Annotated in this window: 14 protein-coding genes; 7 read left to right on the forward strand and 7 right to left on the reverse strand. The window is 65.0% G+C overall.

The annotated features are described in order from the left end of the window. The 4 genes from ACX3OZ_RS15030 to ACX3OZ_RS15045 form a co-directional block, all read right to left on the reverse strand. On the reverse strand, positions 1-939 hold a 939-nt coding region (locus tag ACX3OZ_RS15030; RefSeq protein WP_459104806.1), incomplete at its 3' end, for a DUF6538 domain-containing protein. A 323-nt stretch (positions 940-1,262) separates the two neighbouring features. Beyond that, positions 1,263-3,713 (reverse strand): ATP-dependent helicase HrpB, encoded by a 2,451-nt coding sequence (gene hrpB / locus ACX3OZ_RS15035; RefSeq protein WP_459095534.1) that lies wholly within the window; start codon positions 3,711-3,713, stop codon positions 1,263-1,265. Between the two features lie 40 nt (positions 3,714-3,753). Next, positions 3,754-5,103 (reverse strand): sigma-54-dependent transcriptional regulator, encoded by a 1,350-nt coding sequence (locus ACX3OZ_RS15040; RefSeq protein ID WP_459095535.1) that lies wholly within the window; start codon positions 5,101-5,103, stop codon positions 3,754-3,756. Then, a complete protein-coding gene (locus ACX3OZ_RS15045) occupies positions 5,100-6,962 on the reverse strand; it encodes a sensor histidine kinase (RefSeq protein ID WP_459095536.1) in 1,863 nt (620 codons plus the stop codon). Before ACX3OZ_RS15045 ends, ACX3OZ_RS15040 begins: the two co-directional genes overlap by 4 nt. Before the next feature lie 186 nt (positions 6,963-7,148). Here ACX3OZ_RS15045 and ACX3OZ_RS15050 point away from each other — a divergent pair, with 186 nt between their 5' ends. From ACX3OZ_RS15050 to ACX3OZ_RS15060, 3 genes are all read left to right on the forward strand, one after another. Further along, positions 7,149-8,129: a tripartite tricarboxylate transporter substrate-binding protein gene (locus ACX3OZ_RS15050; RefSeq protein WP_459095537.1), complete on the forward strand. Its 981-nt coding sequence runs from the start codon at positions 7,149-7,151 to the stop codon at positions 8,127-8,129. Between the two features lie 125 nt (positions 8,130-8,254). Beyond that, positions 8,255-8,716, forward strand: coding sequence for a tripartite tricarboxylate transporter TctB family protein (locus ACX3OZ_RS15055; RefSeq protein ID WP_459095538.1), 462 nt, complete (start codon positions 8,255-8,257; stop codon positions 8,714-8,716). Between the two features lie 9 nt (positions 8,717-8,725). Beyond that, complete coding sequence (locus ACX3OZ_RS15060) at positions 8,726-10,231, forward strand: tripartite tricarboxylate transporter permease (protein ID WP_459095539.1); 1,506 nt, start codon at positions 8,726-8,728, stop codon at positions 10,229-10,231. Between the two features lie 69 nt (positions 10,232-10,300). On the opposite strand, the gene ACX3OZ_RS15065 is transcribed toward ACX3OZ_RS15060, so the two are convergent. From ACX3OZ_RS15065 to ACX3OZ_RS15075, 3 genes are all read right to left on the reverse strand, one after another. Continuing rightward, entirely contained in the window at positions 10,301-11,812 is a 1,512-nt protein-coding gene (locus ACX3OZ_RS15065) for a helicase HerA domain-containing protein (protein ID WP_459104807.1), read from the reverse strand. 156 nt (positions 11,813-11,968) lie between these two features. After that, on the reverse strand, positions 11,969-14,512 hold the full coding sequence (locus tag ACX3OZ_RS15070) for an ABC transporter permease (RefSeq protein WP_459104808.1): 2,544 nt from the start codon (positions 14,510-14,512) through the stop codon (positions 11,969-11,971). Further along, entirely contained in the window at positions 14,512-15,219 is a 708-nt protein-coding gene (locus ACX3OZ_RS15075; protein WP_459095542.1) for an ABC transporter ATP-binding protein, read from the reverse strand. The genes ACX3OZ_RS15070 and ACX3OZ_RS15075 overlap by 1 nt, the downstream gene beginning before the upstream one ends. 200 nt (positions 15,220-15,419) lie before the next feature. On the opposite strand from ACX3OZ_RS15075, the gene ACX3OZ_RS15080 reads away from it, so the two are divergent. The 4 genes from ACX3OZ_RS15080 (at position 15,420) to ACX3OZ_RS15095 (ending at position 19,260) form a co-directional block, all read left to right on the forward strand. Continuing rightward, the gene (locus tag ACX3OZ_RS15080; protein WP_459095543.1) at positions 15,420-15,932 is read left to right on the forward strand and encodes a hypothetical protein; all 513 of its coding nucleotides are present in this window, start codon (positions 15,420-15,422) and stop codon (positions 15,930-15,932) included. A gap of 160 nt (positions 15,933-16,092) precedes the next feature. Further along, positions 16,093-17,394 carry a Gfo/Idh/MocA family protein gene (locus ACX3OZ_RS15085; RefSeq protein ID WP_459104809.1) on the forward strand — a complete coding sequence of 434 codons (1,302 nt, stop codon included), beginning with the start codon at positions 16,093-16,095 and terminating at the stop codon, positions 17,392-17,394. An 82-nt stretch (positions 17,395-17,476) separates the two neighbouring features. After that, a complete protein-coding gene (locus ACX3OZ_RS15090; protein ID WP_459095545.1) occupies positions 17,477-18,178 on the forward strand; it encodes a GntR family transcriptional regulator in 702 nt (233 codons plus the stop codon). A 107-nt stretch (positions 18,179-18,285) separates the two neighbouring features. Beyond that, positions 18,286-19,260, forward strand: a complete 975-nt coding sequence (locus ACX3OZ_RS15095) for an aldo/keto reductase (protein WP_459104810.1) — start codon at positions 18,286-18,288, stop codon at positions 19,258-19,260. The last annotated feature ends 90 nt before the right edge of the window (positions 19,261-19,350 follow it).

Here is a 19,350-nt window from a genome sequence, read left to right on the forward strand (position 1 = left end):
TGCGCTTATTGACTGAAGCGGTGGCGTAGCGGCCGCTGTCATACATCTGGTCGCGAAACGATATGATATGCCGGCGCTGCACCAGACCGACATCGCTGACCCCGGCCAGCGCCTGGAACAGGCCATGGTCTTATCCATGTCGTCCAATTGCTTGCTGGTCGCCGGCTTGTTGGTCCGGATCCGTTCGGCAGCATAAGCGGCGCGGCAATCAGACAAAGATTTCCCGGCGGTCGCCTGCCGGGCATTGGCCGAGCCCATAATCCGGGCCACCTGCGCATCGGTGTTGCTGGCGATCTCGGCCTGCCACGGACCGGCCACCGTATCGGGATGGGCATGCTGCACGTCCTGCCCCATACGAAAGCGCAGCGCGACATCCAGAAACCTGATTTCTGCGGCCAGGGCCGCGGCCATGAAACGGGCAAAATACGGATTGGCTTGCGACACTGGGACCCCGAGCCGGCGTACGATTGATTGCACGAAGGCGCAGCGCTCGCTGGCATACTCGCCGACGGTCATGTCCTTGAGCCGGTTGTCGTGCTGGATCAGGGCTGGCGCATCGGGATAGGCCAGACGGAGATCGACAGGTTGCTCCGGCTTGCCGGCGACCGCATGGCCCTTTTGGCCCATGAGCAGCCCTTTGAGGTCATCCTCGATCAGCGTTGCCTTGAACCATGCGGCCAGTTGTTCCCAATCCGGCCAAGTCCAGCTATCGACATGAATGATCCCAATGGCAAAGCCCTTGTCGCGGCGCAGCGCGGCGAACTGGGCGTCGAGTTCGGTGGTGATGCGCGCCGCCGCGGCATAGGCTTCCGACGCATTGGTGGTGGCCAGCGTGCGTTGAATGCGCTGGATGGGATAGGCATGTGCCAGATCACCGGGGATCCGGCGGACATATTGCAGCACCGTGCCGCGGCGCACGACGTAGGGCGGGAGTTTCATTGCGTCATCCATGTTATGCACTATGGTGGACAGCTGCGTCTGTTACAAGCGCAGCTGCGGCACGCAAAGCATTGATGGTGACCACGAATGGGACGGGCAAAAGAATGAAGAAAATATAGCGGTATCAGTTGTTTGGCGCAATATGACGTTGGTCATATGATGCATTTTGACAGCTGGGTCTTGACCTGTTTCTTCGCTTCCGCCTTGTCATGCCGTCTCCCCTTGAGGGAGAAGGTGCCCCGAAGGGGCGGATGAGGGGTCGCTTTCGTGAGCTCAAAGCATGGGCGAGCGCAGAACCCCTCTCCCTCAAGGGGAGAGGGAAGCTAAGTGCCCCGTGGCTTGGCGCGGGCGGTGGGCTTGGCTTTGGCGGGCTCGTCGGGCCAGGGGTGGCGTGGGTAGCGCCCCTTGAGGTCCTTGGCGACGTCCGCCCACGAACCGCTCCAGAACCCGACCAGATCGCGGGTGGTCTGGATCGGACGATGGGCTGGCGACAGCAGCACCAGCAGCAGGCGGATGCGGCCATTGGCGATGGTGGGGTGGCGCGTCAGGCCGAACAATTCCTGGACGCGGATCTCGATGGCCGGGCCGCCTTCGGCCGAATAGTCGATCGGCACCGCATTGCCGGTGGGGGCGGTGAAATGGCTCGGCAGCAGCGCCTCGATATCCTGGCGCCGCCCATAAGGCAGCAGCAGGTCGAGCGCGGTGCGCAACGCCTCGCCGGTGATTTCAGACAGTTTGGTCAGTCCGAACAACGCGGGGGCCAGCCAGTCGGCAACACTCGGTGCCAGCGCCTCGGCGGTGAGGTCGGGCCACTCGTCGCCCAGGGTGAAGCGCAGGAAATTGGCGCGGGCGCGCCACGCCTTCTGGTCGCGGCTCCACGGCAGCAGGTCGAGCCCACGGCGGGCGGCAGCCTCAGCCAGCAGCAAGGCGGCGGCCTCGGCATCTTCCACAGCGGCCGGTTCATCGGCGAGGCGTAGCGCGCCAAGCCGGCGGACCCGGCGGGCGCGGACGCTTCCCGAGGGCTCGTCGAAGGCCAGCACGGTTTCGCCGGTGATGCGGTGGGCAAACAGCGTTTCGATATCCTCGCGCTCGAGCGGTGCGGCGGCGCGGATGCGACTGGTGGCGGCGGCGCCGGTGATATCGGTGACAACGAGGAAGGGAGCGGCGGCCAGCGCCTCGGTTGCGTCGAGACTGGCCTGTCGACCATTGGCGAGTCGGAACCGGCCGCGCGCGCCAGCAGCCTGCGCCACCCGGTCGGGATAGGCGCGGGCGAGGTGATGCCCGGCGGATAGATTGCCGCCGTCGCCGCCACCAGCAGCATTCCGCCAGCGAAGTGCCAGCATGCTGGCAGCCTTTGCTTGTTGGCCCCGGTCGGTTTTGAAGCGGTCGAGGCGCTGGCTGAGGTCGATGCTGTTGCCGCCCAGCCCGCGTTCGCCGATCAATACGGCCAGTTTTGCGGCGGTGCCGGCATCGTCATCGGCGGCGGCGGCCACCACCATATGGGCCAGGCGCGGATGCAGCGGCAGGCGCGCCAGGGCTTTGCCGTCAGCAGTCAAATGGCCGGCGTCATCGAGCGCGTCGAGCGATTTGAGCAGCACAATGGCTTCGCTCCAGGCCGGGGCGGGCGGCGGATCGAGGAAGGGCAAAGCGGCTGGATCGGTCACGCCCCAGCTGGCCAGATCGAGGGCAAAGCCGGCGAGGTCCGCCGCCAAAATCTCAGGCGTATCAAAGGCTTCCAGTGCCGCCGTCTGCCCCTCATGCCATAGCCTTATGGCGACGCCGGGACTGGTTCGACCGGCACGACCGCGCCGTTGATCGGCCCCGGCGCGCGAGACGCGGCGGGTTTCCAGCGTGGTCAGCCCGGTACCCGGCTCATAGGCCGGGATGCGGCGAAAGCCGCTATCGATGACGATGCGAACGCCATCAATGGTCAGCGAAGTTTCGGCAATCGAGGTGGCCAGGACGATTTTGCGGCGACCCGGCTCGGCCGGCCGAATGGCGCGGTCCTGCTCGGCCGGGGTGAGCTGGCCATAGAGCGGGGCGATGTCGATATTGGCCGCAACGCGGCTGGCGAGCTTTTCAGCAATTCTGCTGATTTCTCCCTGTCCCGGCAGGAACACCAGCGCCGAACCCTCATGCTCGCGCAGGGCCGTGAGCACAGCGCTGGTGACCTGATCCTCCAGCCGCTGCAGCGGATCGGGCGCGCTATAGAAGGTTTCCACCGGGAAGGTGCGGCCCTGGCTTTCGATCACCGGCGCATCGCCGAGCAGCCGGGAAACCCTGCCGCCATCGATGGTTGCCGACATTACCAGCACCCGCAAATCGGGGCGCAACGCCGCCGCATCCAGGGTCAGCGCCAACCCCAGATCGCCATCCAGACTGCGCTCGTGAAACTCATCAAACAGCACGACAGCGGTGCCGCTCAGCTCAGGATCGTCGAGCACCATCCGCGTGAACACGCCCTCGGTGACGATCTCAACCCGGGTCCTGGCAGAGATTTTGCTATCCATACGAACACGATAGCCGATGGTCTGGCCCACCTCCTCGCCCAGCAGCCGCGCCATCTGGCCCGCTGCGGCGCGGGCGGCCAGGCGGCGCGGTTCGAGCATGATGATGCGGCGATCACCGCGCCAGGCGGCGTCAAGCAGCGCCAGCGGCACGCGGGTGGTCTTGCCGGCGCCCGGCGGCGCGACCAGCACGGCATAGGGGCCGGCCGCCAGCGCTGCGTGCAGGGCCGGCAGGGCATCATCAATAGGAAGGGGCGGTAGGGACATGGGGTGTGTGTGGCGGAAGGTGGGGGATAGGGCAAGGGCGTTAGCGCCTGACCCCCAGCCGCGCCATCTTCTCGCTCAACGTTCGCCGCGGCACTTGCAGGGCGTCGACGACGGCGGCGATGCTATCGCCGTGGCGGGCCAGTTCGGCTTCGATGATATGGCGTTCATAGGCCGCCATGCGGTCGGCGAGGCTGGCGGTGGAGGGGATGGGGCGGGCCTTGGGGCCGAGAATAGTGTCGAGCGAACGACCGGTGGCGTCGAGGCCGAGGGCGAAGCGGTCGGCGGCGGCCTTGAGCTCGCGGACATTGCCGGGCCAGTTGTGGACCAGTAGCGCATTGATGTCTGCGGGGTGCAGCACCGGCACCGGCTTGTTGAAGCGGGCGGCGGCTTGCCCAAGAAAATAGTGGAATAACAACACGCTATCCTCGCCGCGATCCCGCAAGGGGGCGAGGTGGATGGTTGCCATATGCAGGCGATAATACAGATCGGCGCGGAAGCGGCCGGCTTCGCTTTCGGCCGCCAGATCGACCTTGGAGGCGGCGATGATGCGGACATCGAGCGGGATCTGGCGGTTGGAGCCGACGCGCTCGACCAGCCGCTCCTGAATGACGCGCAGCACCTTGGCCTGGGCCAGCAGCGGCATGGATTCGATTTCGTCGAGCAGCAACGTGCCGCCATTGGCGAATTCGAACTTGCCAATGCGCTTGTCGCGGGCCGAGGTGAAGGCCCCGGCCTCATGGCCGAACAGCTCGGATTCGATCAGCTCGGCCGGAATGGCGGCGCAGTTGACGGCGACGAAGGGGCCTTTGGCGCGGGCGGAAAAATCATGCAGGCACCGCGCCACGACCTCCTTGCCGGTGCCGGTTTCGCCCAGCACGATGACATCGGTGGGTATGGCGGCCAGTTCGCGCACGGCGTGGCGCAAATCTTCCATGACCCGGGAGGAGCCGACGATGCGGGTGGCCAGTTCGGTTTCGCCGCCATCGAGCTGACGGCGCAATTCGGCGACTTCGCGCTTGAGGCTGGCCTGTTCGGCGGCGCGGCGCAGGGTCTTCACCAATTGGTCGGGCACATAGGGCTTTTGCAGGAAATCAAAGGCGCCGGCCCGCATGGCTTCCACCGCCATCGGCACGTCGCCATGGCCGGTGATCAGGATGACCTCCGATGCCAAGGCCCGCTCGCGCACGCTGCGCAGCAGGTCGAGACCGGACAGGCCCGGCATGCGCACATCGGTGAGGACGACCTGGGGGCGGATGTCATCGAGCATCGCCAGCGCTTCGGTGGCGTTGCTGGCGACATGGGTGGCAAAGCCGGAGAGGCACAGCCATTGCTCGAGCGCAGTGCGCACCATTTCTTCGTCGTCGACGATCAGGACAGTCGGGTCGGTCATGCGGACACTTCTTTGGTCGATGCGGGCTGGGCGGCGAGGGGCAGGCGGACAGTGAAGGTGCTGCCCTGGCCGGGGCGGCTTTGTACGGTGATGGCGCCGCCAATGTCGCGCACCAGCCCGTAGGAGATGGAGAGGCCGAGCCCGAGACCGCGACCGGCTTCCTTGGTGGAGTAGAACGGGTCGAACAGATTGGCGAGTTCACTCGCGGCGATGCCCGAGCCGGTGTCGGAAATGGCGATTTCGACGCTGCGTGCGGATTTTCGCAGGCCGATGGACAGCACGCGGATAGCGCTGTGTTCCATGGCGTCGGCAGCATTGGCGAAGAGGTTGATCAGCACCTGTTCGAGGTGGATGGGATTGCCGACCACGGCGATCTGGCCGCGATGGCGGTGATACTCGACGTCGATGCCGAAGGCGCGCAGCTTGTGATCGACCAGATCGAGTGCATTGGTGATGACGGCAGCAGGGTCGGCCTGCAGCTCGACGCGGGTTTCCTTGCGGGCGAAGGTCTTGAGGTGCCCGGTGAGGGCGGCGAGGCGATCGACCACCTTGTCCATGGTGGCCAGAATGCCGCCGATATCGGTGTCGCTGTGGCGGGCGGCGATCAGCTTGGCGCTGGCGATATGGGTGGTCAGCGCCGCGACCGGCTGGCTGACCTCATGGGCAACCCCGGCCAGCGCTTGGCCGAGGCTGGCCATCTTGGCGGCCTGCACCAAGCCATGCTGGGCCTCGCGCTGGGCGGTTTCGGCGCGGATGCGGTCGGCGATTTCCTCGCGCAGCGCCTCATTGGTGATGTGCAGATCTTCGGTGCGCTCGGCGACGCGCTGTTCGAGGCGCTCATGTTCGGCCAGGCGCTGGCCGACGATGCGGCGGCGCTGCACCAGCAAGGCGACGATGAGCAGCAGCGCGGCGGCGGCGAGGGCGGCCGCCAGCGCGGCGGTCCAGGCGCTGCGAAACAGCGGGCCGGTGGGGGTGAAGGAAACGATGCGCCACTGATGGGTGGGGAGGCGCAACTCATCGAGCAGGAAGAGGCCCGCGGTTTCGGGATCGCTGCCGGCGACATAGGCAAAGCGGGTGCCGCGCGAGGGCCAGATATCGGCGGCCACCGGCTCGCTGCCGACGCCGGTTTCGCCATAGCGTTTCTCGCCGGCGATGCGATTGGCCGCGGCGGGGCTGATCGGGGTCAGCGGGCGATAGCGCCAGTCGGGTCGGGTGGAGAGGATGGTGACATTGTTGGTGTCGACAATGCCGATCAGCTCGCCGGAGCGCCACCAGTTGGCTTCGATCTCGCCCAGATTGATCTTGGCCACGGCGACGCCAAGCGGCCCTTCGGGGCCGTCGACGCGCTGCGACAGGAAATAGCCGGCGACGCTGGTGGCGATGCCCACGGCGTAGAATTTGGCGTCGCCATCATGCATGGCTTCATCGAAATAGGGGCGATAGGAGAAATTCTGCCCCACCAGGCTGTCATAGGCCCACCAGTTGGAGGCGGCAACGACGCCGCCATCGCGCGACATGATGAACAGCTCGCTGGCGCCGGCGGTATTGTTGAGCTTGGAGAGGAAGCCATTGGCATCCTCGCGCAGCTCGGCATTGCCGGGGTCGGCGAGAATGGCTCCAACTTCGGCGGCGAGGGTCAGGCTGGAGGGCAAGTAATGGAAGCGCTCGATGATGGCCTCAAGCGTGCGGTCGAACAGCGCCAGACGGCGGTTGGCCTGGCCCGAGGCATTGGCGAGCGCGTTGGCCAGCGACAGCTCGAAAGCGGCCCAGCCGGTGATGATGATGATGGTCAGCGCGCCGCCCGCCAGCACCAGGGGGCCGCGCTGCAACAGGTCTCGCAGGGACAGGCGGCTGCTCAAATGGGCTCCTTGGCAAAATTTTGCCGAACTTCGGCCATGGCTTCGGCAAGATTTTGCCGAATGGTCTATCACGATGTGCCAATTCTGCATATTTGCCTTGCTAATTTCGCTTGGCACGCGGCTTGCTAGTTAACGGCGTGAGGGATGGCGGGGAGCCGTCGCCTCACATTTTCGGGAGGAAAAACAATGCAAAAAACCGCAATCACTTGGGTCGCCGGTGCCCTGCTGGCCAGCCTGAGCTTTGCCGGTTCGGCCATGGCGCAGGATTATCCCACCAAGCCGGTGACCATCGTCGTGCCGTTCTCGGCCGGCGGTCCCACCGATACGGTGACGCGTCTCGTGGCACAGGCGATGAGCGCCAATCTGGGTCAGCAAGTCGTGGTGCAGAATGTTGGCGGGGCCGGCGGTACGCTGGGAGCCGGTCAGGTCGCCGATGCGGCCAATGACGGCTATACGCTGCTGCTGCATCATATCGGCATGTCGACCGCGCCGTCGCTCTATCGCAGCCTGCCCTATGATCCGATCGCCGATTTCGCGCCGATCGGGCTGGTGACCGAAGTGCCGATGGTGCTGGTCGCCCGCAAGGACTTCCCGCCGACCTCGACGGCTGAGCTGATCGACTACATCAAGGAACATGGCGAAGACATCACCTATGCCAATGCCGGTATTGGTGCGGCCAGCCAGCTCTGCGGCATGCTGCTGATGGAAGCGGTGGATACACCGATGACCACCGTGCCGTATCAGGGTACCGGCCCGGCGCTGACCGATCTACTCGGCGGCCAGGTGGACATGATGTGCGACCAGACCACCAACACCACCAACCAGATCCTGAGCGGCGAAATCAAAGCCTATGCGACGACGACGCCCGAGCGCATCGCCGCACTGCCTGACGTGCCGACGGCCAAGGAAGGTGGGCTCGATCTGGAAGTGGGCATCTGGCATGGGCTTTATGCGCCGGCCGGCACCGACCAGGCCATCATCGACAAGCTGACCGTGGCCCTGCAGGCCGCATTGGCTGATCCGACCGTGGGCGCCCGTTTTGCTGAACTGGGCACCTATCCGGAGTCGAAGGAAAACGCGACGCCAGCCGCTCTGGCTGAGACGCTGTCGAGCCAGATCGCCCTGTGGAAGGGCGTGATCGACGCTGCCGGCGTCTATGCCGACTAAGCGCGCCTGACGCCTTCATTCACCGACACGGCCCGCGGAGCATGCTGCGGGCCGTGACCTCCGGGGAGCAACCCCGGGATTTTGGTGGGTGGAGCAAACTGCCGGAACATTGAGGGAGGGCGGCCATGGCCACCAGTTTTTCGACCAAGGACCTTGTGTCGGGCGGCTTGTTCGTCGCGGCGGGGGCGTATTTCGCGCTGGAAGCGCTGAATTATGAAGTGGGCACCGCCTTTCGCATGGGCCCCGGCTTCATGCCGCTGCTGCTGGGCAGCGTGCTGGCGGCGCTGGGACTGGGCGTGGCGGCGGGTGGCTGGAAAAAGCCTGATCCCGACGAGTTGCTGGCGCCACCCTGGCGCGGCATGGCGCTGATCATCGGCGTCATCATCTTTTTCGCCGCAACAATTCGGGGCCTAGGCTTTGTGCCGGTGGTGATGATTTCGAGCTTTGCGGCGGCGCTGTCGAGCAAGCTGAATTCCATCGTGTTTTCGCTGCTGCTGGCGGTGACGCTCACCGTGCTGTGCACGCTTATTTTCGTCATCGGCCTGGGCATGAGCGTGCCGTGGTTCGGCCCCTGGCTGGGTCTGTAGGAGACAATCATGGATATCATTGCTTCCCTCAGCCTGGGCTTTTCGGTCGCTCTCGACCCGATCAATATTCTCTACTGCTTCATCGGCGTGCTGCTGGGCACGCTGGTCGGCGTCCTGCCCGGCATCGGGCCGACGGCGACCATCGCCATGCTGCTGCCGATTACCTTTTCGCTGTCGCCGGCCGGGGCGCTGATCATGCTCGCCGGCATTTATTACGGCGCGCAATATGGCGGCTCGACCACGGCGATCCTGATCAACCTGCCGGGTGAAAGCTCCTCGGCGGTGACGGCCATCGATGGCTACCAGATGGCCAAGCAAGGCCGCGCCGGTCCGGCGCTGGCCACGGCGGCGCTGGGCTCGTTTTTTGCCGGCACGGTGGCGACTTTGCTGCTGGCCTTTTTCGCCCCGCCCCTTGCCCGAGCGGCGCTCAATTTCGGGGCGCCGGAATATTTCGCGCTGATTGTGCTGGGGCTGCTGGTGTCGATTGCGCTGGCGCATGGCTCGATTCTCAAGGCGCTGGGCATGATCGTGCTCGGGTTGCTGCTCGGTATGGTGGGCCAGGATATCTATACCGGCCAGCCGCGTTTCACCTTCGGCGTCCGCGAACTCTATTCCGGGCTGAACTTCGTCTCGGTGGCGGTGGGCGTGTTCGGTGTTGCCGAAATCCTGCGCAATCTCGAAGATGAGCGCGGCCGCAACGTGATGGTCAAAGCCGTCAAAAATCTCTGGCTGACCAAGGATGATTTCAAACGCATTATCGGGCCGGTGGTGCGCGGCACCGTGATTGGTTCGCTGCTCGGCGTGTTGCCGGGCGGGGGACATATCCTCTCGTCCTTTGCCTCTTACTCCGCCGAAAAGCGGCTGAGCAAAACGCCGGAGCAATTCGGACATGGCGCCATCGAGGGCGTGGCCGGGCCGGAATCGGCCAATAACGCGGCGGCGCAGACCAGCTTTATTCCGCTGCTGACTTTGGGCATTCCGGCGCATCCGGTGATGGCGCTGATGGTGGGGGCGTTTATCCTCCAGGGCATCACCCCCGGTCCCAATGTGATCAACGACCAGCCGGCGCTGTTCTGGGGCATCATCGCCTCGATGTGGATCGGCAATATCCTGCTGGTGCTGCTCAACCTGCCGCTGATCGGGCTGTGGGTAAAGATGCTCTCGATCCCCTATCGGGCGCTGTTCCCGGCCATCGTGCTGTTCGCCTGTATCGGCTGTTTCTCGATCAACCAGAATATCTATGACGTCTATGCCATCGGCTTTTTCGGGGTGGTCGGCTATGTGCTGATCCGCTTCGGCTGCGAGCCGGCGCCGCTGCTGCTCGGCTTCGTGCTGGGGCCGCTGCTGGAAGAGCATCTGCGGCGGGCGATGATCATCTCGCGCGGCGATCCGATGATTTTCGTCACCAGGCCGATCTCGGCGACCTTGCTGGGGCTGGCATTGCTGGCCGTGCTGATTGCCGTGCTGCCCAGCATTCGGCGCAAGCGCAATGAGGTGTTTGTCGAGGAGGACTAGTCCCTCAACAAACGCGGTCCACCGCGGCCTTGAGCCGGGACGACATGGTGAATGGGAGCGCTTAGCGGCTTATTCGGCTGCGCCGCGCAAATCGACCATGGCGTCGGGGCCATTGGGGTCGCCGGGGGCGGTTTCGGCGCCGAAATCGGGGAAGGCGACGACGCGGTTGTTGCGGAAGTCGAGGCGGACGACCAGCAGGCCGCGTTCCTCGAACCAGGTCAGCAGGCGCCGGGCGCGGCTGGCCGAGTGGGTGCCGTAGAGCCGGGCCAGGGTGGCGTCGGAGGGGCAGGGGGCGTTGGTGACGGCGGCCTGCGCCAGCACCAGGAACACGCCCTGCACGTCATCGGTCAGGGTTTCGGAGAGGCTCAGCGCCTGTTGCCAGGCATCGCTGCCGGCGGTTTCGGCATCGGGGGCGACGCGGGCGACGGCCAGCTTGCGCTTGAAGGCGGGCAAAGCCGGCGGCTCGCCGAGCACGCGGCGGATGCGGCAGCGCACCAGGAAATCCTGATACAGCACCGCGACGGTGCGGAAACTGGCGTCGGGGTCGCCGAGCAATTCGACCATGATGGCGTCGATCTGCGCCTCGCGCTCGGCCTCGTCGATCTCGGGGAATAGCGATTGCGGGGCTTCTTCCGCCTGCGGACGGGCGCGGGTCAGCTGGGCCAGCAATTCATTGGTCGAGGGCGGCGCGGGCGGCGGCGGGCGGCGCACGATGGGGCGTGTCAGCTCGTCGGGATCGGCGGTGAAGATCAGGTCGGCAGCATCGAGCGGGGCGTCGGGCAGCGGCGTCAGCTTGGGGCTGGTGGAGCGCGCCGAGGTTTCCACGTCGCCGATGGTGATCGGCAGCGGCCGGCGCGAAATGGCCGGTCCGAGGGCGACGAAATGGCCGCGTGCCAGATCGCGGAACTGTTCGGCCTGACGCTTTTCCATGCCCAGAAGGTCAGCGGCGCGGGCCATGTCGATATCGAGAAAAGTACGGCCCATCAGGAAGTTGGAGGCTTCGGCGGCGACGTTCTTGGCCAGCTTGGCTAGGCGCTGGGTGGCGATGACGCCGGCCAAGCCACGCTTGCGGCCACGGCACATCAGATTTGTCATGGCGCCGAGCGAGAGCTTGCGAGCTTCATCGGAGACTTCGCCGGCAACGGCCGGGGCAAACAGCTGGGCTTCGTCGACGACGACGAGGACGGGATACCAATAATCGCGGTCGGCATCGAACATGCCGCCGAGGAAGGCAGCGGCGGCGCGCATCTGCTGCTCGACGTCCAGGCCTTCAAGGTTGAGCACCACCGAAACGCGGTGCTGGCGCACGCGGGCGGCGATGCGGGTCAGCTCGGCCTCGGTGCGGGTGGCGTCGACCACCAGATGCCCGAAACGCTCCGACAGCGTGGTGAAATCGCCTTCGGGATCGACAATACATTGCTGCACCCAGGGGGCCGATTGCTCGAGCAGGCGGCGCAATAGATGCGATTTGCCTGAGCCGGAATTGCCCTGCACCAACAGGCGCGTGGCCAGCAGCTCTTCGAGATCGAGCGTCGCGGGCGCGGCGCCCGTGGTGACGCCCATGTCGATTGCTACCTTCATCCGGTCTCCGATTGGCGGGATACGTCCCGGTCAGTCGGGAGTCACGCGAGGGTTCGAGTTGGGTAACCGACTGTTAGCACCGACGATGGCGATTCGGGGAATTGGGGAAGGCTCCGGTTGGGGTGTGGGCGCTTTTGTCCCCAACCGGTATTCGCCTCACAAATCCCGCAGCAATCGTGCCGGCCGTGCCGAGGCGGCGCGGAGGATGGTCAGGGCGCCGAGGCACGCGGTGATGGCGATGGCGGCGAGCAGGACCACGGCCAAAGCGTCGCTGCCGATGGTGAATTCGACGTTGAGCAGCAACATGCTGACCAGCCACCCCAGGCCAATGCCCAGGGCAATGGCGGGCAGCACGGCGAGGGTGGCCAGGATCAGATATTGCAGGAACGCCGTGGCCAGCAGTTCGAAGCGGGTCGCGCCCAGCACCTTGGTGATCACCGTGTCGGCTTCGCGCTGGCGGCGGCCGGTGGCGAGGCTGCCGACGAGGACCAGCAGGCCATTGCCGACGGCGAGGCCACCGACCAGCACGGCGGCGAAGGAGAGTTGGCTCAGGGCGTCGGTGATCTGCTTGAGGGTGTCGCCGATGGCGATAAAGCGGATGTCAGGAAGTTCGCTGGCGAGCAGGCGCGTCACGGCTTCTTCATGGCCGGGCGCAGCGGTGACGGCAGCGAACAGGGTGGTTGGATATTGCTCGATGACGCCGGGCGAGAAGGTGGCGAGGAAGTCGATGCCGCCCTGCCAGGAATAATCGCGGAAGCTGGCGATGGTGACGGTCACGGCTTCGCCGAAAATGGTGAAGGTGAGTGTATCGCCCAGATCAACGCCGAGGCCGGAGCGCAGGCTTTGATGCAGGGAGACGAGGCCGGGTCCGGCATAGTCGGATGGCCACCACGCGCCGGCAACCGGCCGCGAGGAAGCGGGCAGCTCGGCGCGGAAGGTGAGGGGCACTTCGCCAGCCAAGAGGAACGTGGCTTCGGGGCCACGGGTGCGGGCGGTTTCGGCGGGGGCGCCGGCGATTTCGGTCAGGGCGCCGCGCAGCATGGGGGTGGCGACGAAGCTGGTGATTTCGGCGTCGGCGCCGGCCATGGTGGTGAGGGTTTCGACTTCGTCGGAGAACAGGTCGGAAGCGACCAGCGTGGGCACGTCGAAGGCCGAGGCACCGAGAAATTCCTGGCGCAGATTGGCTTGCAGCACCAGAACGACAATCAGCATGGCAAGCGCCATCCCGGCCGACACCACCACCGAGGCCGCGTTCTGGCCGGAGCCGGAAATGGCGCGCAGAGCGTGGCGGAAAATCCGGTTGCGCGGCGCGGGGAGGCGGTCCAGCGCGAACTGGATGGCGCGGATGAACAGCTCGAACAGAATGGCCGAAGCGGCGGCGGCAAGGCCGAAGGCGGCGACCAACACGGCATCGCCGGTCATCAGCCAGGCCAGGACAAAAAAGGCGATGGCGGCGGCGATCAGCGGCAGCAACTGCCAGGAGAACAGCAAAGCGCGCCAGTCGATGGGCGGGGCCGACAGGCCCTTGGAGCGGAACAGCAGCACCGGGCGGATGGCCTGGGCCTGCTGTAACGGCAGATAGGCAAAGGCGAAGGCGGTGACCAGTCCGGCGGCAGCGGCCACCAGCAGCGGCTGGAGATGGAGGGCGGGGACGAGGTCGATGCCGACGGCGCCGCCAATGGTGGGCAGCACGAGGAAGGCGCCGCCGCCACCGATGACGAGGCCAATGCCGACGCCGACAGCGGCCAGCGCCGCCACCTGGGCGAAGAAATGCAGGAAGATGCGGCTGCGGCCGGCGCCCATGCTGCGCAGGATGGCAATGACGCTGGCACGTTCGGCGATATAGGCCTGCATGCCAGTCCAGACGCTGACGCCGCCGATGAGCAGCGAGCCGAGGCCGACGATAACGAGGAAGCGCATGAACAGGTCGTAATAGCGCACCATATCGCCCAGCCCGTCGCGGGCAGACCGCACGGTCCAGCCGCTATCGGCCAGGGCCTCCAATGCGGGCTTGCCGGCATCGGCGTCACGGTCATTGAGCAGCAGTTTGTAGCGATACCAGGTGCCCAGCCCGGGCAGCGGGGAGGAGCGGTCGGAGACCTTGGCGAAGCCCTCGGTGGTGATCAGCGCGGTGAGGCCAAGGCGGAAGCCGCGCACGGCGCTGTCGGGCAGCTTGGTCAGCGTGCCGCGCGCTTCGAACTGGGTGCCGCCGAGATTGAAGCTGTCGCCAACGGTGATGCCGAGCTGGTCGAGCAGCAGCGGATCGACCAGTGCTCCGGGGATGTCGTCGTGCGGCGCGAGCAATTCGGCGAGGCTGGCGCCTTTGCTCAGCTGCGGGCTGATGACGCGGCTGAGCAAAGGATAGGTGGGGCCAACGGCGGAGAGATCGACAAAGGCATCGCCGATGGAGCTCTCGGCGCGCAGATTGGTATCGATGACGCTGGAAATGGTGCCGAAGCCGGCGATGGTGGCGAGTTCTTCGGACGTGGCCAACCGGTCGGCGCGGGAGAGCTCGAGGTCGCCGCCCATCAATTCGGCGGCGCCGTCATCAATGGCGCGGGTGATGCTGGCGCCGACTGAATTGACGCCGGCAATCAGCGCAGTGCCAACGGCAAGGCAGACCACGAGCAGCAGGAAGCGGCGCAGATCGCCGCGCATATCCAACAGGCCAATGCGGATGGCGGCCCAGATGGCGCGCATCAGACGGTCACCGGGGTTTCGACCAGTTGACCCGCCGTCATGGTCAGCATGCGGTCGGCGCGGGCGGCCAGATGGGGATCATGGGTGATGAGCACGACGGCGGTGCCCTGCTTGCGGGCGAGATCGAACATCAGGTCGACGACCAGCGCGCCGGTGGTCTGGTCGAGATTGCCGGTGGGCTCGTCGGCCAGCAGCAAGGGCGGATTGGCGACCATGGCGCGGGCCAGGCCAACGCGCTGCTGCTCGCCACCCGACAGGGCCGAAGGGCGATGGTCGAGCCGCTTGCCGAGCCCGACAGCGTCGAGCGCAGCGGCTGCCTGCTCGCGGATCTGGGCCTGGGACAGTTTGGGCGACGCGATTTCGAGGGCGAGGCCGACATTGTCGAGGGCCGAAAGCGAGGGAATCAGGTGAAAGCTCTGGAACACGATGCCCATGGTGCGGCGGCGGAAGCGGGCCAGATCATCCTCGGAGAGGCCGCCCAGCTCCGAGCCATGCACCATGACCTGCCCGGCGCTGGCGCGCTCGAGGCCGGCCAGCAGCATCAGCAGCGAGGTTTTGCCGCTGCCCGAAGGGCCGACGATGGCGACTACCTCGGCCGGTTCGACCCGCAGGCTGACCCGCCGGAGGATGTGCAGCGGGCGGCCGGCAATCTCCAGGCTGTAGTCTACATTGCGGGCATCAATAATCGGTGCTTGCGAGGACTTCACGACAACCATTTCCATTTCGACGCGTTCAGGTCATCCTGAGCGCGGGGCAAATCCGCGAATTTCAATATTTCTACCGGCCATTCGGTAGCGAATTGGTAACATCGGCGTCAGGTGTGGCAGATTCTTATTGGCTTCGGTATCTCAGCACTGGCAGACATAAACAGAATCTGCTGATTCAAGGCGGTGGAGGGGCATTCCCGATGAAGAAGATGTTGACGATTGGCGCCGCGCTGCTGGCGACCCAGCTGGTTGGGCTGCCGGCACAGGCCGCTGAACCGCAACTGGCGTTGCTGACCTCCTATATTGGGGATTGGCGCGGTGAAGGCGCGTTGGTCGGCGGCAGCAAGGCTGAGCCGTTCCGCTGCCGGCTGGCCATCGCCAAGGGCAATCAGAGCAAGGTGAACTATACCGGGCGTTGTACGCTGGTGGACGCCACGCTCTCGATCAGCGGCACCATCGCCTATAATGACGCCGAAGCCCGCTATGAAGCGGCGATGAGCTCGAATGCCGGCTTTACCGGCCTCGCCATCGGGCGCGAACGCGGCGGGCAGATCAGCTTCGACCTGCGCGAGCAGCAGAAGGACCGAGGCGGCAGCGATGTGCGAATCGGGTCCCGCATTCTGCTGGTCGAGGGGAAGATCACCGTGGATTTCGAGGTCGAGTTCAACAATTCGGGCAATGTGCTGACCGCATCAGTGCCGTTCAGCCAGTAGGTTTTTCAGCTTTGTCAGGCGGTTCCGGCGGCGGGGTTTCGCCGGAACGACGCTGTGCGAGGAGCACGGCGGCATTGACACGCGCAGCGAGATGATCAATCTTGTATGGAAGATAGCACCGGGCCGTGAGGCCCTTTCCAGCAGCAAGATTCCATTAGACATGACCAAGAAATTCGCCATCGTCGGGACCGGCGGGCGTCACCAGATGTTCCGTGAAGCCGTAGCCAAAACCCATGCCGACAGCGCCGAACTGGTAGCGCTCTGCGACATCAACCAGAGCCGGCTGGCCCTGTCAGCGCATAAGGTGCCCAATAAGGGTGGCAATGGCATCGCCACCTATCTGGCCGAGGATTTCGACCGGATGCTCGAGGAGCAGCAGCCCGATACGGTGATCGTCACCACGCCGGATTATCTGCATGACGAATACATTGTGCGCGCGCTCAAGGCGGGCCGCAATGTGATGACCGAAAAGCCGATGACCATCGATATCGCCAAGCTCAAGCGCATTCTCGATGCGCAGCGCGAGAGCGGCAAGTCGGTGACGGTGACCTTCAACTATCGGTATTCGCCGGCACGGACCCAGCTCAAGGACATGCTGATGAGCGGGGTGATCGGCGAGATTACCGCCATCGACTTCCGCTGGTATCTCGACCGGGTGCATGGCGCCGACTATTTCCGCCGCTGGCACCGCTACAAGGACAAGTCGGGCGGGCTTCTGGTGCATAAATCCACCCACCATTTCGACCTGCTCAACTGGTGGGCCGGCTCGACCCCGAAAAGCGTATCGGCGGTCGGCAAGCTGGATTTCTACACCCCGGAAATGGCGATCAAGCTGGGGCTGGAAGGCCATGGCGAGCGCTGCCATACCTGCCCGGTGGCCGCCAAATGTGATTTCTTCATGGACCTCGAAAAGGACGAACCGCTTAAGGCGCTGTATCTCGACAGCGAGGGCGATGACGGCTATTGGCGCGACAAATGCGTGTTTGCCGATGACATCACCATCGAGGACACCATGCAGGTGCAGGCGCAATATGCCTCGGGCGCTTCGCTGAATTATACGCTGGTGGCCTATTCGCCCTGGGAAGGGCTGGAGGTGAAATTCCACGGCACCAAGGGCGAGCTGACCCACAAGCATATCGAAGTGCATGGCGTGTTTGCCGGCGGCGAGCGCGACAAGGAAGAGCGGCATAATGTGACCACCGAGCTGCATCTGGCCGGGGGCCTGCCGCAGCAGATCGAAGTGTGGGAAGGCAAGGGCAGCCATGGCGGTGCCGACCCGATCATGCTGGGCTATCTGTTTGACCCGCAGAATATGCCGGCCGACGAATATGGCCGGGCGTCGGACCAGGTGTCGGGGGCATGGTCGATCCTGACGGGCATTGCCGCCAACCAGTCGATCGCGCGCAATGGCGAGCGGATCTATATCGACGCGATGCTGAAAGAGGCCGGGATCGAACTATAGGGGGCGAAAGCCCCCACCCGCGGCGCTGAATGAGCCGTGGGTAATTCGGCAGCGAGCGTGACTTACCGGCGAAAATACGCTCATGGTCGTGGAAGGAAACAGTAAGGTGGCGGCGGGCGTGCTGGAAGCAGGTGAGGAGACCATGGCGATGCGCGTCGTTGGCGCGCTACGCGACGATATCGTCACCATGGTGCTCAAGCCCGGTGATGTGATTTCCGAGAGTGATATTGCCGGCCGCTATGGCGTGTCGCGCCAGCCAGTGCGCGAGGCGTTTATCCGCCTGGCGCAGCAGGGCTTGCTGCTGATCCGGCCCAAGCGGGCCACCGTGGTCAAGAAAATCTCGCCCGAAGGCGTGCGGCAATCGCGCTTCATCCGCGAATCCATCGAGGTAGAAATCATCCGCCGGGTGGCGGCGCATCCGGGTGATGACGCAGCGGGCGTGCTGCAGAGCCTGATCGCCGACCAGGAAGCCGCCTCTTCGGCCAATGACAGCCGGCGCTTTCATACGCTGGACGAACTGTTTCACCGCACGCTGTCGCGGCTGGCGGGCGTGGAATATGCTTGGCAGCTGATCGACGACCACAAGATGCAGCTCGACCGGGTGCGCTATCTGACGCTGGGCGCCTCGTCGTCACAGCGGGCCATTGACGAGCACAAGGCCATTGTCGCCGCCGTAGCCAAGGCCGATCCGGCGGCGGCCGAACTGGCAATGCGGGCGCATCTGGCGCGCGCCGAGGTGCTGCTCAACCAGACCATCGCCGAGCATCCGGATTTTTTCGAATAGGGTCAGCAGGCTGGTCCGACTGAACTTGTTCCGGCCCATCCCGTTACCCCCGCATCGGCGGGGGGCGCTGTTTTGGGACGGCGCAGCATGGCAACAGGAACGCACAGATGAAAACACGGCGCTTGGGCAAGACGGGCTACGAGGTCTCCGAAATCGGGCTGGGCTGCTGGCAGCTGGGTGGGGATTTTGGCCCGGTGGGGGATGACACCGCCTCGGCGATTCTCGACGCGGCCAATGCGGCAGGGGTGAGTTTCTGGGACACGGCCGACGTCTATGGCGGTGGCTTGAGCGAAAGCCGCATCGGCAGCCATGGCAAGGGGCCGGGCGTGCATGTGGCGACCAAATTGGGACGCTCGGGTACGCTCTATCCCGATCATTATTCCAAGGATGGGGTGCGGGCGAGCCTTCAGGCGTCCGCCCAGCGGCTGGGGGTAGCGACGCTCGATCTGGCGCAATTGCATTGCGTGCCGCCGGCGGTGCTGGAAGATGGGGCGATTTTCGGCTGGATGGATGAGTTGCAGGCCGAAGGACTGGTGAGGCATTGGGGCGCCAGCGTCGAGACCATTGACGAGGGGTTGTTGTGCCTCGAGCAGCCAGGCTGCGCCACGCTGCAGATCATTTTCAATCTGTTCCGTCAGGATGCCGCCACGGTTTTGCTGCCCAAGGCGGCGGAGCGCGATGTCGGCATTATCGTGCGGCTGCCGCTGGCGAGCGGGCTGCTGAGCGGCAAGTATGATCGCAATACGCGCTTCGATGCCTCCGATCACCGCAATTACAATGCCGATGGGCAGTCCTTTTCGGTGGGTGAGACCTTTTCCGGCCTGCGCTTCGAGCGCGGGGTGGAGCTGGTGAACGAATTGCGCGGATTGGCGCCCGAGGGCATGGCAATGAGCCAGTTCGCGCTGCGCTGGATTTTGGATCATCCACAGGTCAGCACCATCATCGCCGGGGTGAGCAAGCCGGAACAGCTGGCCGACAATGTGGCGGCGAGCGAGCATAAGAGCCTGTTCCCGGCGCTGATGGGCGAGCTGGCCCAATGGTATTCCACGGCAGTAAAGCCTGAAATCCGCGGCGGGGTTTGAGGTATTTCTTCACCTCGCCCCTCAGGGGCGGGGGACTGCTCAGTGCGTGGGAGAGCTTGCATCGCCCCTAGCGCATCCGGCCAAGCATCC

Source organism: Devosia sp. A369, from assembly GCF_054489345.1.